General features: G+C 71.3%; 15 protein-coding genes. 7 read left to right on the top strand and 8 right to left on the bottom strand.

Annotation, left to right across the window (positions count from 1 at the left end; translation table 11 throughout):
* Positions 1 to 82: 82 nt before the first annotated feature.
* A complete protein-coding gene (locus HNP84_RS35005; RefSeq protein WP_185054330.1) occupies positions 83 to 964 on the top strand; it encodes an alpha/beta fold hydrolase in 882 nt (293 codons plus the stop codon).
* 144 nt (positions 965 to 1,108) lie between these two features.
* Here the strand turns inward: HNP84_RS35005 and HNP84_RS35000 are convergent, their stop codons facing one another.
* From HNP84_RS35000 to HNP84_RS34990, 3 genes are all read right to left on the bottom strand, one after another.
* Complete coding sequence (locus tag HNP84_RS35000) at positions 1,109 to 1,510, bottom strand: hypothetical protein (RefSeq protein ID WP_185054329.1); 402 nt, start codon at positions 1,508 to 1,510, stop codon at positions 1,109 to 1,111.
* A 539-nt stretch (positions 1,511 to 2,049) separates the two neighbouring features.
* Positions 2,050 to 3,102 carry a winged helix DNA-binding domain-containing protein gene (locus tag HNP84_RS34995; protein WP_185054328.1) on the bottom strand — a complete coding sequence of 351 codons (1,053 nt, stop codon included), beginning with the start codon at positions 3,100 to 3,102 and terminating at the stop codon, positions 2,050 to 2,052.
* Positions 3,099 to 4,085 carry an MDR family NADP-dependent oxidoreductase gene (locus HNP84_RS34990; RefSeq protein WP_185054376.1) on the bottom strand — a complete coding sequence of 329 codons (987 nt, stop codon included), beginning with the start codon at positions 4,083 to 4,085 and terminating at the stop codon, positions 3,099 to 3,101. The genes HNP84_RS34995 and HNP84_RS34990 overlap by 4 nt, the downstream gene beginning before the upstream one ends.
* 64 nt (positions 4,086 to 4,149) lie before the next feature.
* Here HNP84_RS34990 and HNP84_RS34985 point away from each other — a divergent pair, with 64 nt between their 5' ends.
* Positions 4,150 to 5,145 (top strand): helix-turn-helix transcriptional regulator, encoded by a 996-nt coding sequence (locus HNP84_RS34985; protein WP_185054327.1) that lies wholly within the window; start codon positions 4,150 to 4,152, stop codon positions 5,143 to 5,145.
* A 249-nt stretch (positions 5,146 to 5,394) separates the two neighbouring features.
* Here HNP84_RS34985 and HNP84_RS34980 read toward each other — a convergent pair whose 3' ends face one another.
* From HNP84_RS34980 to HNP84_RS34970, 3 genes are all read right to left on the bottom strand, one after another.
* Positions 5,395 to 6,654, bottom strand: a complete 1,260-nt coding sequence (locus tag HNP84_RS34980) for a glycosyltransferase (protein WP_185054326.1) — start codon at positions 6,652 to 6,654, stop codon at positions 5,395 to 5,397.
* Positions 6,651 to 7,277: a TetR/AcrR family transcriptional regulator gene (locus HNP84_RS55460; protein ID WP_185054325.1), complete on the bottom strand. Its 627-nt coding sequence runs from the start codon at positions 7,275 to 7,277 to the stop codon at positions 6,651 to 6,653. The genes HNP84_RS34980 and HNP84_RS55460 overlap by 4 nt, the downstream gene beginning before the upstream one ends.
* 183 nt (positions 7,278 to 7,460) lie before the next feature.
* Entirely contained in the window at positions 7,461 to 8,450 is a 990-nt protein-coding gene (locus HNP84_RS34970; protein WP_185054324.1) for a helix-turn-helix transcriptional regulator, read from the bottom strand.
* Positions 8,451 to 8,543: 93 nt separating this feature from the next.
* Here HNP84_RS34970 and HNP84_RS34965 point away from each other — a divergent pair, with 93 nt between their 5' ends.
* The 5 genes from HNP84_RS34965 to HNP84_RS34945 all read left to right on the top strand — a co-directional run bounded on the left by HNP84_RS34965 (position 8,544) and on the right by HNP84_RS34945 (position 13,093).
* Positions 8,544 to 8,942 (top strand): VOC family protein, encoded by a 399-nt coding sequence (locus HNP84_RS34965; protein ID WP_185054323.1) that lies wholly within the window; start codon positions 8,544 to 8,546, stop codon positions 8,940 to 8,942.
* 4 nt (positions 8,943 to 8,946) lie between these two features.
* Positions 8,947 to 9,156: a helix-turn-helix domain-containing protein gene (locus HNP84_RS34960; RefSeq protein ID WP_185054322.1), complete on the top strand. Its 210-nt coding sequence runs from the start codon at positions 8,947 to 8,949 to the stop codon at positions 9,154 to 9,156.
* 318 nt (positions 9,157 to 9,474) lie between these two features.
* Entirely contained in the window at positions 9,475 to 10,701 is a 1,227-nt protein-coding gene (locus HNP84_RS34955) for a cation:proton antiporter (protein WP_185054321.1), read from the top strand.
* Positions 10,702 to 10,939: 238 nt separating this feature from the next.
* Positions 10,940 to 12,310 carry an NfeD family protein gene (locus tag HNP84_RS56380; protein WP_221337155.1) on the top strand — a complete coding sequence of 457 codons (1,371 nt, stop codon included), beginning with the start codon at positions 10,940 to 10,942 and terminating at the stop codon, positions 12,308 to 12,310.
* A gap of 15 nt (positions 12,311 to 12,325) precedes the next feature.
* Positions 12,326 to 13,093 carry a slipin family protein gene (locus HNP84_RS34945; protein ID WP_185054320.1) on the top strand — a complete coding sequence of 256 codons (768 nt, stop codon included), beginning with the start codon at positions 12,326 to 12,328 and terminating at the stop codon, positions 13,091 to 13,093.
* A 185-nt stretch (positions 13,094 to 13,278) separates the two neighbouring features.
* Here the strand turns inward: HNP84_RS34945 and nhaA are convergent, their stop codons facing one another.
* Positions 13,279 to 14,574, bottom strand: coding sequence for a Na+/H+ antiporter NhaA (gene nhaA, locus HNP84_RS34940; RefSeq protein WP_185054319.1), 1,296 nt, complete (start codon positions 14,572 to 14,574; stop codon positions 13,279 to 13,281).
* 543 nt (positions 14,575 to 15,117) lie between these two features.
* Positions 15,118 to 16,494 carry a TrkH family potassium uptake protein gene (locus tag HNP84_RS34935; RefSeq protein ID WP_185054318.1) on the bottom strand — a complete coding sequence of 459 codons (1,377 nt, stop codon included), beginning with the start codon at positions 16,492 to 16,494 and terminating at the stop codon, positions 15,118 to 15,120.
* Between the last annotated feature and the right edge of the window lie 34 nt (positions 16,495 to 16,528).

The raw sequence follows: 16,528 nt of genomic DNA, 5'->3' as shown, positions 1-16,528 counted from the left end.
TATTGGAAACCATATCAAAATATTGCCCGCCGAGCAGGAGCCTCTGGACCGGACAGGATCACTGTGTGAAGATGACGGCCTCATGCCCCGATTCGAACGCCCCACCCGCATCGCCGAACTGCCCGCCGGCCCGGTCGAGTACCGCCTGGAGCAGCCCGACGCCGGCCCCGGCACGGCCAGAGGCACGGTCCTGGTGTGCCACGGCGGGCACATGCGCGCCGGGCTGCCACTCGGCGAGGAGGTCTTCACCCAGGCCGGATACCAGGTGCTGGTGCCCTCCCGGCCCGGCTACGGCCGCACCCCGCCGCGCAGCGGGGGCGCCTCCGCCGACGCCTTCGCCGACGTCGCCGCCGACCTGTGCGACCACCTCGGCATCGAGCACCTGGCCGCGGTGGCGGGCATCTCGGCCGGCGGCCGGGTGGCGGTCACCATGGCCGCCCGCCACCCCGACCTGGTACGGCGGCTGATCCTGCAGAGCGCCGTCGGATTCCTGCCCTACCCCGACCGGCGTACGCGGATCGGGGCCGGGATCGTGTTCCGGGCCGGGGCCGAGGCGGTGACCTGGGCCGCGGTACGGCTGCTGATGCGCCTGGCCCCCTCGGCCGGGCTGCGCCTGATGCTCGGGAGCCTGTCGGCGCGACCGGGCGCCGAGGTCGTCGCCGGACTGGCGGAACAGGACCGGGCGACGCTGGTCCAGTTGTTCCGCCACATGCGCTCGGGGCGGGGCTTCCTGGCCGACCTGCGCCCGGTGCCCCCGCCGGCGGTGCGGATCGCCCAGCCGGCGCTGGTCATCGCGAGCCGCCACGACGCGTCCGTGCCGCTCGCGCACGCCGAGTCGCTGGCCGAGACGATTCCGGGCGCGCGGCTGATCGTGACCGAGGCCGACAGCCACTTCCTGTGGTTCGGCGCCGGCTATTCCGACGTCGCCGCGCAGATCCGGGAATTCCTGGCCCAGGGTGAGTGAGCGCAGAGGCGCCGGAGAACCCCTATGACCATGCCTTCGCGGCCGGTCTGCGCCGCGTCCTCGCCCCAGGACGCGGCGGCACCTGGGGCCCGCCGCGGGGGGCTGGGCCGTGGCCGGAATCGTGCCCGCTGACCCGGCGCTGGGCTACCCGCCCGGTGAGCCGGAGACGGTCACGGTCGCCGGGCGTGTCCATCGGGGGCGGACCAAGTACGAGAGAAAGGGGCGGTGGAGCGCTGAGCCGCAGGCCAGAGGGCATGGGAAGAACAGGTGGTCGTCGGCGTCGTAGACGCGGAGGGTGACGTCCGTACGGTGGGCGAGGCCCGCCTGCCGGTCGGCGAGGTCGCCGGCGACGCTCACCTGGTAGTCGCGGCCGCCCTGCGGGATGAGCATCGGCTTGTCCAGCGCGACCGGGTCATAGCCGCGCAGGTCGAGCCAGTACGACCCGGAGTAGCCGAACGGCAGCTCCGCGGCGGGTGTCTCGGCCGACAGATGTGGGCTGCCGACACGTGCCGCCTGCCGCGTGATCGTCTCGACTGCGGCCAGCACCGCCACGCCGCGGCTGGCCAGCCCCCAGGCCAGGTCCTTGAGGGCTTGTTGGGGCCGCTGGTGGCGTCCCGGTCGAACGGCCCGCCGCCGCTGAGCAGCACCACTGCGGGCCACGGGTCGTGCCCGCGCGGCAGGTTCAACGTGCCGGGCACGGCCAGCACGCGGGAGCCCACGGTGACCTCGTGCTCGTCGAATCTCTTGCGACGGGCGTACGACGGCGGCGTCCACGGCTCGGTGAGCGGAGGTGCGAGCTGCAGGTCCTGCAGCAGGCCGGTCTCGCCGACCGCCATGACCACCGTCAGTCCGCCACGCTCGTACGTCACCGGGACGCTCACCTTGACCAGCTCGGCCTTGCCCGTTGCGGTCACCCAGCTCTCGGGGCCGGCTCGCTGATCGGCGTCCCGACCGTGGAGATCGCCCCGATCCTGGAGAGCTGACTCTCCCAGCCAAGACCACGACGGCGCGGGGTTGGCTTGCGGGGCCCGGCCGGTGATCGCGGTGTATCCGGTGAAGTTCTGGGCGTGAGTTGCTCGTCGTGTTCAGCGGTGCGACAGGAACGGCAGCAGTTGGTTGATCTCGTGGTCGACTGCATGCTGTTCGGTTGCCGACAGGGGCCGGAACAGCGTCAGCCGTACCTCGCCCGCGGTGAAGGACCAGGTGCCGCGGACATAGCCGTCGACGACCAACGTCGGCAGGACTCTGGCCTGGCCGGGGGCGACCTGCTTGCGGTCGGCTTCGGCGATGATGCGGCTGCGATCGGCGTGACCTAGGAGGGCGTTGTCGTAGGCGGGCAGCAGCCGCACCGGGGCGGGGGTATCAGGGTCGGGAAGCGGGGCGTCGGGCAGGTCGAGCAGGCGCCGGCCGTCAGGGCCGGCGTAATGGCGCAGGTCGGCGCCCATCTCCGACATGATCTGGTCCAGCCGGGTCAACCCGCACCACGCCTGGATGTCCGCCACGGTGGCGGGGCCGAAGGCGGCCAAGTAGCGGAGAATCAGATCACGGAGTGTGCCGGGGTGAAGGGCGTCGGTCGCGGCGGCGGTGACGGTGACCGACGAGCGGGTGCCCCAGCCGCCCCAGGACGCGGTGGCCGGATCGTGGATGAGCGGGGTGCGCAGCTCGATCTCACCGGCCAGGATTCGGCTGTCACGGCCCGGATGGAGGGTCGCGAGGTGCCTGGCGAGGTCTCTTCTGGGCAGCGGCCCGGTCTGCAGGAGGGCGTGTCCCTCGGCGAGCAGGGTTTCGGTGTCGAGTCCGGCGTTGTTGCGCCGGAAGTGGGCCGAGTCGGCGGTGCGGTCCAGCACGGGCTGCAGCACCGGCCGCAGCCGACGGAAGTCGTCGGCCGCAGTGAGGTGCATCGTGCTGCGCAGGAAGCCGGAACGCACCACCCGCCCCTGGGTGAGCAGGGTGGTGAGGTCGGCGTGGGTGAAGTCGCGGATCCGGGTCCACAGGCCGACGTAGGGCCAGTTCGGCTCTTGTGCCTGTACGGCGACCAGGTGGCCGATCACCTCCAGAGCCGGCAGGCCGGTCCGTTCCAGCAAGAACTGCCGCTGAAGCAGAGCCCGGTTGAGCGCTCGGCGGGACAGAGCGGTCATGCCAGCCGTACCGAGACGTTGCCTCGGTATTCGCCGTGCAGCATGGCCAGGAACGTGCCGGGCACGCCGTCGATGCCGGTCTCGACGACGGTTCGCGGGTAGACGAAGCGGCCCTGGTCGAGCGCGGTGCGGAAGTGGTGGTGCCAGGCAGCGATCTGGCCGGGGGTGTGGTGGCAGGAGAACGGTATCAGCTCGACTCCCCTGGCCAGGGCGGCGTCGCGGTCGGGCTCGGGGAAGCGGTCTGCGGCGGCGCCGAGCTGGGTGGACAACGAGCCGCACAGGGCGAACCTGGCGCCCGGTGCGGCGGCTTCGAGCGCGGCGTCGTACAGCGTGCCGCCCACGGTGTCGAAGAAGACGGTGATGCCCTCGGGGGCCAGTTCCTTGAGCGCGGCGACCGGGTCGTGGTGGTAGTCGAAGGCGGCGTCGAAGCCGAGTTCGTTCACGAGGTAGTCGGCCTTGGCCTGGCTGCCCGCGCTGCCGATCACCTTCTTGGCGCCCAGGTTGCGGGCGATCTGTCCGGCCAGTGAGCCGACACCGCCGGCCGCGCCGGAGACGAACACGACGTCGCCCTCGCCGGCCTTGGCCACGTCGGCCACGCCGTAGTAGGCGGTCGGGCCCTGGCCCAGGTAGTAGCCGGCGTCGGGGTAGGCGTCCGGGTCCAGCTTGATGTAAGAGGCGGCCGGTCCCGCCGAATGGGTGCTCCAACCGGTCATCGACTGCACCAAGTCGCCCTCGTGCAGGTCGGGGCTGGCCGAGCTCAGCACGGTGCCGATCGCCATGACGCCCACCCGCCGGCCGGGCTGCCAGGCCGGGATCGGGAGGTGGCAGTCGGCGCGCATCAGTTCGAGGTAGGTGGCGGCCAGGCCCAGGTAGTCGGTACGGACCACGACCTCGCCCTCGATCTCCGTCTGGACGACGGTGAAGTGCTCGGGGGCGGGGGCGGCGTCGATCTGGGCGGTCAACTGGATCTCGTGAGTCATCATCACGGGATCACGCTATCGAGGCTTCCGGCCAGTTTTTGACCGGAAGTGCCACGATAATGATGACATGGCCAACACGAGTTCCCGGACGCTCACCCTGCTGTCGTTGCTGCAGACACACCGCCACTGGCCGGGCGCGGATCTGGCCGCTCGTCTCGGGGTGTCGGAACGCACGCTGCGCCGGGACGTCGATCGCCTGCGCGAGCTGGGGTATCCGGTACACGCCTCCCGGGGCACCGACGGCGGCTATCGACTGGAGCCCGGGGCCGTGCTGCCCCCGTTGCTCCTGGATGACGAGGAAGGGGTCGCGCTGGCGGTCGGCATGGGAGACGCGGCGCAGAGCGGCATCGCCGGGCTGGACGAGGCGGCGGTGCGCGTGCTGACCAAGGTGGTGCAGGTCCTGCCACCCCGGCTGCGTGCCAGAGTGAACGCGCTGCGCGCGATGACCGTCTCTGCGGCCTCCTCCGGGCCGGTCATCCCGGCGGAGGTGCTGACGATGATCGCCCAGGCGTGCCGGGACCAGGAACGGCTGCGCTTCCACTACACCACCCGGGGTGGCGTGCAAACAGAACGCGAGGTGGAACCCCATCGCCTCGTCGCGCTCGGGGGCCGCTGGTATCTGGTGGCCTACGACCTGACCAGACACGACTGGCGCAGCTTCCGCCTCGACCGGCTGGCCCAGCCACGCGACACCGGCTCCCACTTCCCGCCACGGCCACTGCCCGGCGGGGACGCCGCCGCGTTCGTCCGCACCGCGACCCAGGTCCCGACCGCTCACACCGTCGTCGTGCTGGTTCACGCGCCCGCAGAGCAGGTGCGCCGGATGGTCGGCCAATGGGGCGAGATCGAACCGGTCGACCACCATCGCTGCCGGCTGACGATGATCTCCACCAGCCTGGACTGGCCCACGCAAGCGCTGGGCAATCTCGGCGCCGAATTCGAGGTGCTCCGACCGCCGGAATTCGTCGATCACCTGAGAGATTGGGGCACACGCTTTCTCCATGCCGTCGGCAGATCGGCAGGCCCGGCCAGTCCTGCACTCCCGGACATGCCCCCGGTGTAGGTTGATCCGCCCCTCTCGCGGGCTGGCGGGATTGGAGGTTCCCGACAGGCCGCCGAAGTGGTGCTCGACGGCCCGGAAAATCGGACATCAGCGGATCAATCGCTGCTCACGCGGCAGCCCGGCGAGCAGGTCGTCGGTGATCCGCCGGATGCGGGGACGCAGCCGCTCCACGCGGCGGGCGGCTGCGTCGGTCAGCGCCGTGAGGCTTTCCGGGTAGCCGGTGACCAGCCAGATCGGTGAGAGAGATGCTCACAGCGACTCCAGGATGGTGACGGCCCGTACGGCGCCGTTCTCGGCGCGGACCCGCTCACCGAGCGCCGTGGCGGTGCGGGCCATGCCCTCGTCGGTGACGGCCCGGACGATGGCGGCGGCGAGCCCTTCGGGAGACAGGCGGCGCTGCGGTTGTGGGGGCGGCGCGATGCCGGCGGCGTGCGCGCGGGCGGCCCAGAACGGCTGGTCGGCGACGAACGGGCAGATGACCTGAGGGCGTCCGGCGGCCAGGGCCGCGCCGGTGGTGCCGCTGCCGCCGTGGTGGACGATCGCGGCCATGCGGGGGAACAGCCAGTCGTGCGGGGCCTGTTCGAGCTGGAACACGCCGTCGGGCAGATCGCTGACGTGCATGCCGCCCCAGCCGGAGGCCAGCACCGCCCGCACTCCGGCCAGGCGTACCGCCTCGGCCACGATGCGGCCGACCCGGGCCGGGTCGGTGCCCGCCATGCTGCCGAACCCGATGTACACCGGCGCGTCACCGGCGGCCAGGAACGCGGCCAGTTCCGGGGAGGGCGCCCAGTCCGGCGGGGCCGGCAGGTACCAGAAGCCGGTGGTGTGCACCCAGGACGGATAGTCCAGACGGCCGGGCAGCAGATGGCGGCTGAAGCCGTGCAGCACGGTGGCCGGGCCGCCGTCCGGGCGGCGCAGGATGTCGTGCCTGCCGCGCCGGCGCGGCAGGGACAGCCGCCGTTCGCGCAAGGTGTCGGCGATGCCGCCGAAGGAGCGCAGCATGAGCTTGATCGGCAGGTAGGAGGCCCGGTTGAGCGCCGGGGGCAGCGGCAGGGGGACCATCGGGTTGCGGAAGGCGCCGGTGGGCACCCACACCGGCTGCAGCGCGGCGGGCACGGCGGGCACGCCCAGCCACTCGGCCAGATGCTGCCCCGGAATGCCGGGCGCGTGCACCACCACATCGGCACCCGCCTGGGCGACCTCGGCCATGTCCTCGAACACCTGGGCCATCAGCGGCTTGGTGCGCCGCATCACCTCCAGCGCGATCTTTTTGCCGCGAAGGCCGCGGTAGTTGGTCTCGATCGCCTGCCGGATGTGCGGATCGTCCATGAGCGTGTTCGGCCCGTCGTGCACCGGCGCGAAGGTGATGCCGTGCGGCCGGGCCAGGCCGGCCATGGCGGCGGGGGCGGCCAGCACCGCCTGGTGTCCGGCCCGCAGCAGCGCCAGGGCCAGGGCGGCGTACGGCTGGACGTCGCCGCGGGTGCCGTGGGTCAGGATGAGGACCTTCATCGTGATCCCCGCTCCTTGCGGATCGCGTCCCAGGCGTCCAGGGCGTCTTCGCCGGCGAACACGCCGCGGGTGAACATCTCGATGCCGGCCCGCGAGAAGCGCAGCATCGCCTCCATGTCGTGCACGTCGGGCACGTCCAGCGCCCGCGCCAGGTGCTCACCGAAGGCCAGCGGCGCCAGCAGCCAGGTCACGTACAACGCGGCGCGGGCACGCGGGTCCTGGCTGGGGTGGACGCGGCCCTCGCGTACGCCCTGCTCCAGCCACCGCTGCGTGGCCTCGACGATCTCGTCGAACAACGCCGCCGCCTGCGGGGTGCCGTCCAGGAAGGCCCGCCCGAGGTAGCGCCGCACCGCGGCCCCGGCCTCCAGCATGGCGGCCAGCCCCGCGGTGTCGCCCAGGTCGGCCTCGGGGCCTCCGCGCACCAGCGAGACCACGTACTCATCGCACGCCTGGCGCAGGCCCTCCTTGGACGCGAAGTGGTGCAGGACCAGGGCGTGGGACACCCCGGCCCGCGTCGCCACGGCCCGCAGGCTGACCCGGCCGACCCCCTCGGCGCCGAACAGCTCCAGTGCGGCATTCCTGATCCGGGCCCGTGCGGTGAGATCGTCTTCGGCTGATCGCATGGTCAACATGCTAACCATTTGGTCAGGCATGGCGAAAGTGAGATCCGGCCCGGGGCTGAACCTGCTGAACGACACCGCTCTCGCGACGGCGGAGGTGAGGCCGGTCGAACGTGGCCTCAAGCGCCTTTGGATCGCCCGAGACCGGACCTACCTGTGCCATCTCATGACGGTGGTTCCTCGCCTTCAGGCTTGGCGGGCGTGGGACGCGAGGCGTTGGGCGAGTGCGATGACGAGCCGGCGCAGTTCATCGGGGCGCTCGATGACGAACGGACGGTCGAGCGAGGCGAGTACCGGAGGCAACCAGTCGAGCCGTTCCACCCGCAGCTCGACGCGCAGCCAGCGCTCGGTCGCCCGGTCCTCGCCTGCCACGGGCGCGTACTCCTCCAGGCTCGCGACGCTGGCGGGAAGGCGGGCGCGGATCTGCCCGACCGTCCCGTGGATCCGCAAGGTCACCTCATGCCGGTACTCGGCCGTGGCGAACGCTGACAACACACGCTGTGCCGGATCGGGACCCACGGGCGCTTCGAACGAGCCGGGCAGGGCCCTGGCGTCTGCGATGCGATCGAGCCGGAAGGTTCGGTCCTCGCCGATCCGGGCGTCCTTGCCCGTGACGTACCAACGGCCGGAATGGGCGACGATCCCGTACGCGTGCAGCGTGCGCTCGCTGCGCCGTCCGTCGCGGTCGGTGTAGCGGATCGCGACCGGCCGGCGGTGGCGCACCGCATCGGCGATGGTGAGCAGGACCTCGGCGTCCGGGGTGTCGAACTCGCCGGGCTGATCCGTGAAGGCGAGAGCTTCCAGGAGTGTGTCGAGCCGACGGGCGATGTGCTCGGGCAGCACCCGCCGGATCTTCACCGATGCCGTCTCGCTTGCCGTGTGCTCCGTCGTCGTCAACCCTGCCCGGCGGCCGGCGACCAGGCCGAGCAGCACGGCCAGCGCCTCGTCGTCGCTCAGCATGAGCGGAGGCAAGCGGTACCCGGGGGCGAGCCGGTACCCGCCGTAGCGGCCGCGCACCGATTCCACGGGCACGTCCAGGTCGATCAGCTGGTCCACATACCGCCGCACGGTGCGCCCTTCGACGCCGAGCCGGTCGGCGAGTTCGGCCACCGTCCGGGTGCCGCCCGACTGCAGCAGCTCCAGGAGTGTCAGCACGCGGGCGGTCGGTCGAGGCATGTTCGCAGCCTAACGCGAATACTGGACCGATTCTGTCCAGTATTTCTCCTAGTCTGCGACGTGCACGCCTCCAGCACAGCCAAGGAGATTTCCATGGACTTCGTCTCGATCCGCATCATTACCGGCGACGTAGCGCGCCTGGTCGAGTTCTACGAGCGAGCCACCGGGGCGCAGGCGACGTGGGCCACCGAGGACTTCGCCGAACTCAAGACCCCCAACGCCACCCTCGCGATCGCCGGCACCCGCACCGTCCCACTGTTCGCCCCGGGCTCCGCCCGCCCGGCCGACAACCAGAGCGTGATCATCGAGTTCCTCGTCGACGACGTGGACCGCATTCACCAGAACCTGACCGGCTTCGTCACCGACTTCGTCACCGAGCCCACCACGATGCCGTGGGGCAACCGGTCGCTGCTGTTCCGCGACCCCGACGGCAACCTCGTCAACTTCTTCACCCCCGTCACCCCGGCAGCCATCGAAAAGTTCGCACGTTGACGCCATGCACGGCCGCTCACGCGGGAGCCCTGAGATCCTCCGGTCCTACTGGCTGCAGCCGGGCGACGCCGGCCGGCCGATCGCGCACATCGCTGCCGATGCCGGGCTGTCGCGCCGCTGCCTGGCCAAGTGGTACGCCCGCCGGCGCGCGGACGGCGAGAACGGCCTGCTTGACCACTCCCCCGCCCCGACGAGGACATCGCTGACCTGGTAGAGGCATTGCGGCGAGCCGCGCAGACCAAGCATGGGCCCGCGCGGCTCGCCGCCGACCTTCAGCGGCCGCACGGCGTCACGGTCGCGCCGGCGACCGTGACGCCGCATCCCGGTGAGGCGAGGACTCGACCGGCTCCGTGACCTCGGCCCGCCGACCGGCGAGCTGCTGCGCGAGGTAGCTGACCAGCGAGGACCTCGTGGAACCAACATCCTGAGACACCACACCTAACCGTCAATGGTGATGCTGCTACCGTATGGCGCGGTGCGCCGGGAAGTCTGGTCGGCAAGGTCATGACGCCGACGTACCTGGAGGCACTCGATGTCCCTTCTCACCGCGTTCGCCTCCGTGCTGCTGCTCGCGGTGCTGCTCTCCAGCCTGGCCCACCGGACCATCCTCTCGACGGCGGCATTGTTCCTGGTGGCCGGTTTCGTGCTCGGCGACGGGGTGCTCGGCGTGGTCTCGGCCACCGCAGGCGACGACGTGGTCGGCACCCTGGCGGAACTCGCCCTGTTCGCGGTGCTGTTCACCGACGGCATGCGCGTGGGATGGGCCGACCTGCGCACGGCGTGGCGGCTGCCCGGCCGCGCGCTCGGCTGGGGCCTGCCCCTCACCCTGGTCATCACCGCGCTGGGAGCCCACTACCTGGTCGGGCTGGGCTGGATCGAGTCGCTGCTGATCGGCGCGATCCTCGCCCCCACCGACCCGGTGTTCGCCGCCGCGCTGGTCGGCAACGAGAAGGTGCCGCCGCGCCTGCGCCAGTTGCTCAACGTGGAGTCGGGCGTCAACGACGGTCTGGCCCTGCCGTTCGTGATGGTCTTCCTGGCCGTCACGGCCGGTTCGGCAGACCTCCACCTGGGTGAGCTCGCCGCGGAACTCGGTCTCGGCATCGTGATCGGCGTGGTCGTGCCCTGGGTGGCGATCAAGCTGGAGCGGACCCGCTGGTTCGCCGCCTCCACCCAGTACGAGCCGCTCAATGCCCTGGCCATCGGCCTGCTCGTGCTCGCCCTCGGCAAGATCACCCATGGCAACCTGTTCCTGGCGGCGTTCGCCGCCGGCATCACCGTGGCCACCTTCGGGCAGCGGCAGCGCGAATCGTTCGAGCATTTCGGCGAGCTGATCGCCGAAATGCTGAAGCTGGCCGCGCTGCTGGTCTTCGGCGCCTTGATCACCCCGGCTCTGCTGGGCGCGGTCGGCTGGCGAGGATGGCTGTTCGCGCTGCTCGCTCTGGTGATCGCCCGGCCCGTCGCGATCTGGATCTCCTTCCTCGGCTCTGGTCTGTCCGTGCGCGAGCAGGCCGCGGTGGCCTGGTTCGGCCCCAAGGGGTTCGCGTCGGTGGTCTACGGCCTCATCGTGCTCGGCTCGGGCATCGCCACCGCCCAGGAGGTGTTCCAACTGGTCGCCGTGGCCATCGTGCTGTCGATCCTGCTGCACTCCTCCACCGATGTCGTGGTGGCCCGCTGGTTCGACGACGAGCGGGAGGTCCCCGCCTGGTACGGCACCGCCCGGCGCCTGAGCGAGCGCGCCCGCAAGCGAGCACCATCTTGATCCGGCTCGCGACACAGCACGGCGAGCACGATCGGCAGTTCGTTATTTCGCCGGTCGGCGTGGTGAAGGGGTGAGGGCCGGCGAGATGGTGATCGGCGAGTGGGCGCACGACGGGCGCGCCGGGGTCAAGGTCCTGGAGCCGGTGAAGTGGCCCTGGTGAGGGGCCGTGTGGCCACGTGAGCTCCCGGCCTTCACGGGTAGGCGCCGTCTGTAAGACGAGTCGGGGGGAAGTACGGACGTGCGGTCTCGTAGCCGCGGTCTCCTCCGGGCCACCACGGTGGGCTGCCATCTGATCGCGTTCGTGGTGCTGTCCGCGGTCATCGCGTTGTCCGGAGGCATGACGGCGATGCAGGAAGGGGTCGCCGAGACCCGCGTGGAACGCGTCCTGGTGACCACGGTGGCGACGGAGATCACACCTGTGGTGGCGGACCATGTCGAGGAGACGCTGGGCCGGGCGCAGCGGGAGGGGCATGCCGCGTACGTGATCGAGCTGGACACGCCCGGTGGGTTGGCGGAGTCGATGCGGGCGATCGTGCAGGACATTCTGGCGAGTGAGACGCCGGTGATCGTCTACGTGTCGCCGCAGGGAGCCCGGGCGGCGTCCGCGGGAGCGGTGATCACGCTGGCGGCGCACGCGGCGGTGATGGCGCCCGGTACCTCCATCGGCGCGGCCACGCCGGTGGGCATGCAGGGCGAGGACCTGGGCGCCAAGGTGATCAATGACGCCGCCGCCCATGCCGAGTCGCTGGCCCGGCTGCGTGGCCGCGACGTCGAGTTCGCCGGGGCCATGGTGCGCGAGGGCCGCTCGCTCGACGTGAGCCAGGCCGTGCGGACGGGGGTGGTGGACGCCCAGGCGTCCTCGCTGCGGGAGGCGCTGAGCGCGGTGGACGGGCGGCAGGTACGGGTGGCGGGCGACCGTACGGTCACGCTGCGCACCGCCGTGGCGCGGGCCGATCGCGCGGAGTGGGGATGGCTGCGTCAGGTGCAGCAGTTCCTCGCCAGCCCCAACATCGCCTACATCCTGTTCACGCTGGGCCTGCTCGGCCTGCTGTACGAGCTGGCCTCTCCCGGCATCGGCGTGGCCGGGATCGTGGGTGCGGTCTCCCTGGTGCTCGCGCTGTTCGGCATGGCCGTCCTGCCGGTGAACGCGGCCGGGGTCGTGCTGCTTCTCATCGCGGCGGGCCTGTTCCTGGCCGAGTTGTTCGCGCCGGGCATCGCCGGGTTCGCGATAGGCGGCGGCGTCGTGCTCGTCCTGGCGGGGGTGTTCCTGTTCGACGAGGCGCAGGGCGTGCGCGTGGACCCCATGGTCGCCCTGCCGACGGCCGTGGTCATCGTGGTCCTGGCCGTCATCGCGGGCCGGATCGTCTACCGGACCAGGCACGGCAGCGCGGCCACCGGGACGTCGGCGCTCGTCGGCCGGACGGCCCAGGTGGGCGAGAGCGAGGGCGACCGCGGCCGGATCTTCATGGACGGCGCCTGGTGGGCGGCGCGCAGCACCGGAGGGCCGCTGAGCCCGGGGCAGGACGTCCGCGTCACGGATGTGGACGGACTCACGCTGGTGGTGGAGCCGCTGCGCGAGGACCCGTCGGCGTCTGACGGTGACGCGTGAGCGAGGGAGCGCATCGTGAACGGAACCTTGATCGGAATCGGCATCGCCGCGCTTGTGCTGCTGTTCATCATCGGCAACGCGGTCAAGATAGTCCCGGAGTACGAGCGGGGCGTGATCTTCCGCCTGGGCCGGGTCCAGGCGGCCAAAGGGCCGGGGTTGTTCCTCATCATCCCGATCGTCGATCGGATGGTCCGGGTCGATCTGCGCATCCAGACCGCCGACGTCCCGCCGCAGGAGATCATCACCTCCGACAACGTGACCGTGAGGGTGGACGCGGTGACGTACTTCCAGGTGCTCGATCCGGTCAGGTCGGTGATCGCGATCGAGGACTACCGGGTCGCCACCTCCAAGATCGCCCAGACGACCCTGCGCAGCATCCTCGGCCAGCGCAGCCTGGACGATCTGCTGATGAAACGCGAGGAGATCAACCAGCAGCTCGCCCGGGTCATCGACGACCTCACCAACCCGTGGGGGGTGAAGGTGTCCCTGGTCGAGGTGCGGGACGTGTCGCTGCCCGAGACGATGCGCCGGGCCATGGCCCGGCAGGCCGAGGCCGAGCGGGACCGCCGGGCGCGGGTGATCCACTCGCTGGGAGAGAAGGAGGCCGCCCGGAACCTGGGCGACGCGGCGGGGATCCTGGAGGAGCACCCGGCGGCGATGCAGTTGCGCACTCTCGGCTCCATGGTGGACGCGGCGGCCCAGCCTGGTTCGACCGTCGCCTTCCCGGTGCCGATGGAACTCATCCGGCTCTTCCGGCCCGACGCCGGTCCCGATCGCCCCTGACGTGCGAGCGGAGACGACCTGCTCGCCCGCATGATTCCGGCGACGGCGGCAAGGTATTCCCGCAGCCGCAGGGAGGGCACGCCCCGGCGCCGGCACGGGCGGCTATGTCCGCCAGGTCGAAGCGGTCGCCGGGCCGGGCGGCCCGGCCGGCGGTTCTGCGTGCGCCTGCCTGCACCGGCTCCCGCTTACCGGCCACCGGCGGTCGCCGACACCTCGGAGGCCGCGGTTTCGGCCTCGTGGAGCCGCCGGTAGACACGGTCGCGCAGCCGCAGGATCACCGCCGCCAGGAGCGCCGCCACGACGGAACCGGTCAGCACGCCCATCGTGACGTACTCGCCCCGGCCACTCCCGGTGTCGAAGGCGAGCCCTCCGATGAGCAGCGACACCGTGAACCCGATGCCGGACAGGACCGCCAGGCCCAGCACGTCGATCCAGCTCAGCCCCTCATCGAGATGAGCCCGGGTGAAGCGGGCCACGAGCCAGGTGGCGGCCATGATCCCGAGCGGCTTGCCGACGACCAGGCCGGCGATGACGCCCACCGCGACCGGGTCGGTCAGCGCCGCGGTGACGCCGTCCAGACCGCCCACGGGCACCCCGGCCGCCAGCAGCGCGAAGACGGGCACCGCGATCCCGGCCGAGATCGGCCGGAAGCGGTGCTCGAAGTGCTCGGCCAGGCCAGAGCCCGCCTCAGGGCCGCCGGCCCGCTCGCTCCGGTGCACCGGCACGGCGAAGGCCAGCAGTACGCCGGCGACGGTGGCGTGCACGCCGGACGCGTGCACCAGCGCCCAGACCGCGACCGCCGCCGGCAGCAGCAGCCACCCCGAGCGCACCCCACGCCGCACCAGCACCGCGAAGATCGCAAGCGGCGCCACGGCGGCCAGCAGCGGGACCGGCGCCAGGTCGCCGGTGTAGAAGACGGCGATGATCACGATGGCCAGCAGGTCGTCCACCACGGCCAGGGTGAGCAGGAACGTACGCAGCGCGGCGGGCAGGTAGCGGCCGATGACCGCCAGCACCGCCAGGGCGAAGGCGATGTCGGTCGCGGTGGGGATCGCCCAGCCCGCGGCGGCGCCGTCGGCGTCCCGGGTGAGCAGCAGGTACAGCGCGGCCGGGATGACGACACCGCCGACGGCGGCGCAGACCGGCACCGCCGCGCGGCGCGGCTGCCGCAGATCCCCCGCGACGAACTCCCGCTTGAGCTCCAGGCCGGCGACGAAGAAGAAGACGGCCAGCAGCCCATCGGCCGCCCAGGTCGCGAGGTCGAGGTTCAGATGCAGCGACGCGGGACCGATCGTGTAGGCGCGCACCGCCTCGTACGTACCCGCCCACGGAGAGTTCGCCCACGCCATCGCCACCGCGGCGCCGCCCAGCAGCAGAGCGCCGCCGATGGTCTCCTTGCGCAGGATGTCGGCGATACGGCGGGACTCGGCCCAGGAGAGCCGGTCGAACAGGCGAAAGGCACGACGCGAAGCGCCGGTCATGAACACTCCAATCACGATCGGGAACGGCGGCCGGCCCGCGGCAGGGCATGCCCATGACACGCACGAGCGCCGCCAGGCGCGGGAACCGGCGGGATCGGACGCGGTGCCGCGTCCCGGCCACCTGACGATTCGCGGCGACTTCGCCCAGCACGGACGTCACCTTCGGGCGGTGGCCCTCCCGCATCGAGGATGTCCCGTCCACGGCGCACGCGACAAGGGCGTCCGGCCGCAGACTCCGCGGACCGGTCCTTGCCGGAGAACGGCAACATCAGGCCACGGGAGGAGCGCCGATACGAACAGCGAGAGGGAGTCGACAGCCGACGTTGACGGGCATCTCCGCAGCTTCCCGGGGAGGGCCGGGAGATGCCCGCGTCCTCACTCTTCACCGTCCGCCACAGACGGGCAAGGTCGGCGAACGGCAAAGATGATGCTGCGGAATCTGCCGGAGACCAGCAGCGGCTCCCCCGGCACCAAGGTCAGCGAGAGCGTCCTTCTCGTGCGACGACCACGAGATCGACGAGCGCGATGGGCGCACGGCTTGAGTCAGCCGACGATCAGGTATTCCTTGGGCAGTTCATAGCGACGGTCGCGTTCGCGCAGGGCCAGCGCCGAGCCGAGGGTGAGCGGTCCCGTCCTGCCGACGAACATCAACACGATCAGCAGCAGGTGCCCGGCCGGGGGAAGGGCTGCGGTGATGCCCAGCGACATGCCCACCGTGCCGAACGCCGAGATGGCCTCGAACAGGACTTGGTCCAGCATGTGCGGGCTGATCACCACCAGGAGGTAGGCCGAGACCGCGACCAGGCTCACCCCCATCAGGGTGATGGCGATGGCCTGGCGCTGCGCCGTGGCGGGAATCTGCCGGGGGCCGATGTTCACATCGGCGTACCCGCGCATCTCGGTCCACACCATGAAGACCATCAGGCCGAGGACGGTCACCTTGATGCCACCCGCGGTACCTGCGCTGCCGCCGCCGATGAACATCAGCAGGTCGCTGAGCAGCCAACTGGACGGATTCAACTGGGACAGGTCGACGGTGTTGAACCCGCCGGTGCGCATCACGGTCAGGAAGAAGCTGGCCAGCAGCTTGTCGCTGTCGGACATCGGCCCCATGGTGCGCGGGTTGTTCCATTCGGTGATCAGGAAGATCAGCGTGCCGGCCACGAGCAGGACGACGGTGACGCCCACGGTGATGCGAGTCAGGACCGACCAGCGCCTCGGGTGGCGCCACTGCCGCCACAGCTCGAACACGACGGGAAAGCCGAGCGCGCCCGTCAGGACGGTCATCGCGATGGTCAGGCAGATCCAGGGATCGGTGGCGAATCGCGTCAGGCTGTCGGGCCACAGCGCGAAACCGGCGTTGTTGAAGGCGGACATCGAGTGGAAGACGCCGAGATACAGCGCGCGTCCGAAGTCGTGGTCGTAGGCGGCGGAGAACCGGACGGTCAGCACGATGGCCGCGAGCGCCTCGACCGTCAGGGTGAACAACACCACGTTGCGAACCACGCGGCGCAGGTTCGGCGCACCGAGCGCCTTGCGTTCGGCTTGGGCCAGCAGCCGGGCGCGCAGCCCCAGGCGGCCGGAGATGAGCAGGGCGAACAGGGTGCCCAGGGTCATGATGCCGAGCCCACCCGCTTGGAACAGCAGCGCGATCACCACTTCGCCGAAGGCCGACCAGGTCGAGGCGGTATCGACGACGACCAGGCCGGTCACGCAGACGGCCGAGGTCGCGGTGAACAGCGCGGTCAGCCAGTCGACCGAGCCGGGCGCGGAGGTGGCCATCGGCGTCTTGAGCAGCAGCGTGCCGATGCCGATGGTCAGGGCGAACACACCGACCACGACTTGCGCGGGGTGCTGGAACCGGCCGAACAGCCCGCTGAAGCCGAGAGCCGGCCCGCCCCGCCGCCTCGATGCCTTCATGCTCCGCCTCACCCGCGTCCGGAACCGCTGAGCG

It is taken from the genome of Thermocatellispora tengchongensis (assembly GCF_014202315.1).
Taxonomy (GTDB): domain Bacteria; phylum Actinomycetota; class Actinomycetes; order Streptosporangiales; family Streptosporangiaceae; genus Thermocatellispora; species Thermocatellispora tengchongensis.
Note: the sequence above shows the minus strand (reverse complement) of the source record. Positions and strands in the feature narration are given on the sequence as shown.

What these genes read in the sequence shown, in the direction of transcription:
- HNP84_RS35005 (WP_185054330.1), top strand. Translation starts at nt 83, where the DNA reads ATGCCCCGATTCGAACGCCCCACCCGCATCGCCGAACTGCCCGCCGGC.
- HNP84_RS34995 (WP_185054328.1), bottom strand. Translation starts at nt 3,102, where the DNA reads ATGACCGCTCTGTCCCGCCGAGCGCTCAACCGGGCTCTGCTTCAGCGG.
- HNP84_RS34990 (WP_185054376.1), bottom strand. Translation starts at nt 4,085, where the DNA reads ATGATGACTCACGAGATCCAGTTGACCGCCCAGATCGACGCCGCCCCC.
- HNP84_RS34985 (WP_185054327.1), top strand. Translation starts at nt 4,150, where the DNA reads ATGGCCAACACGAGTTCCCGGACGCTCACCCTGCTGTCGTTGCTGCAG.
- HNP84_RS34980 (WP_185054326.1), bottom strand. Translation starts at nt 6,654, where the DNA reads ATGAAGGTCCTCATCCTGACCCACGGCACCCGCGGCGACGTCCAGCCG.
- HNP84_RS55460 (WP_185054325.1), bottom strand. Translation starts at nt 7,277, where the DNA reads ATGCGATCAGCCGAAGACGATCTCACCGCACGGGCCCGGATCAGGAAT.
- HNP84_RS34970 (WP_185054324.1), bottom strand. Translation starts at nt 8,450, where the DNA reads ATGCCTCGACCGACCGCCCGCGTGCTGACACTCCTGGAGCTGCTGCAG.
- HNP84_RS34965 (WP_185054323.1), top strand. Translation starts at nt 8,544, where the DNA reads ATGGACTTCGTCTCGATCCGCATCATTACCGGCGACGTAGCGCGCCTG.
- HNP84_RS34960 (WP_185054322.1), top strand. Translation starts at nt 8,947, where the DNA reads ATGCACGGCCGCTCACGCGGGAGCCCTGAGATCCTCCGGTCCTACTGG.
- HNP84_RS34955 (WP_185054321.1), top strand. Translation starts at nt 9,475, where the DNA reads ATGTCCCTTCTCACCGCGTTCGCCTCCGTGCTGCTGCTCGCGGTGCTG.
- nhaA (WP_185054319.1), bottom strand. Translation starts at nt 14,574, where the DNA reads ATGACCGGCGCTTCGCGTCGTGCCTTTCGCCTGTTCGACCGGCTCTCC.
- HNP84_RS34935 (WP_185054318.1), bottom strand. Translation starts at nt 16,494, where the DNA reads ATGAAGGCATCGAGGCGGCGGGGCGGGCCGGCTCTCGGCTTCAGCGGG.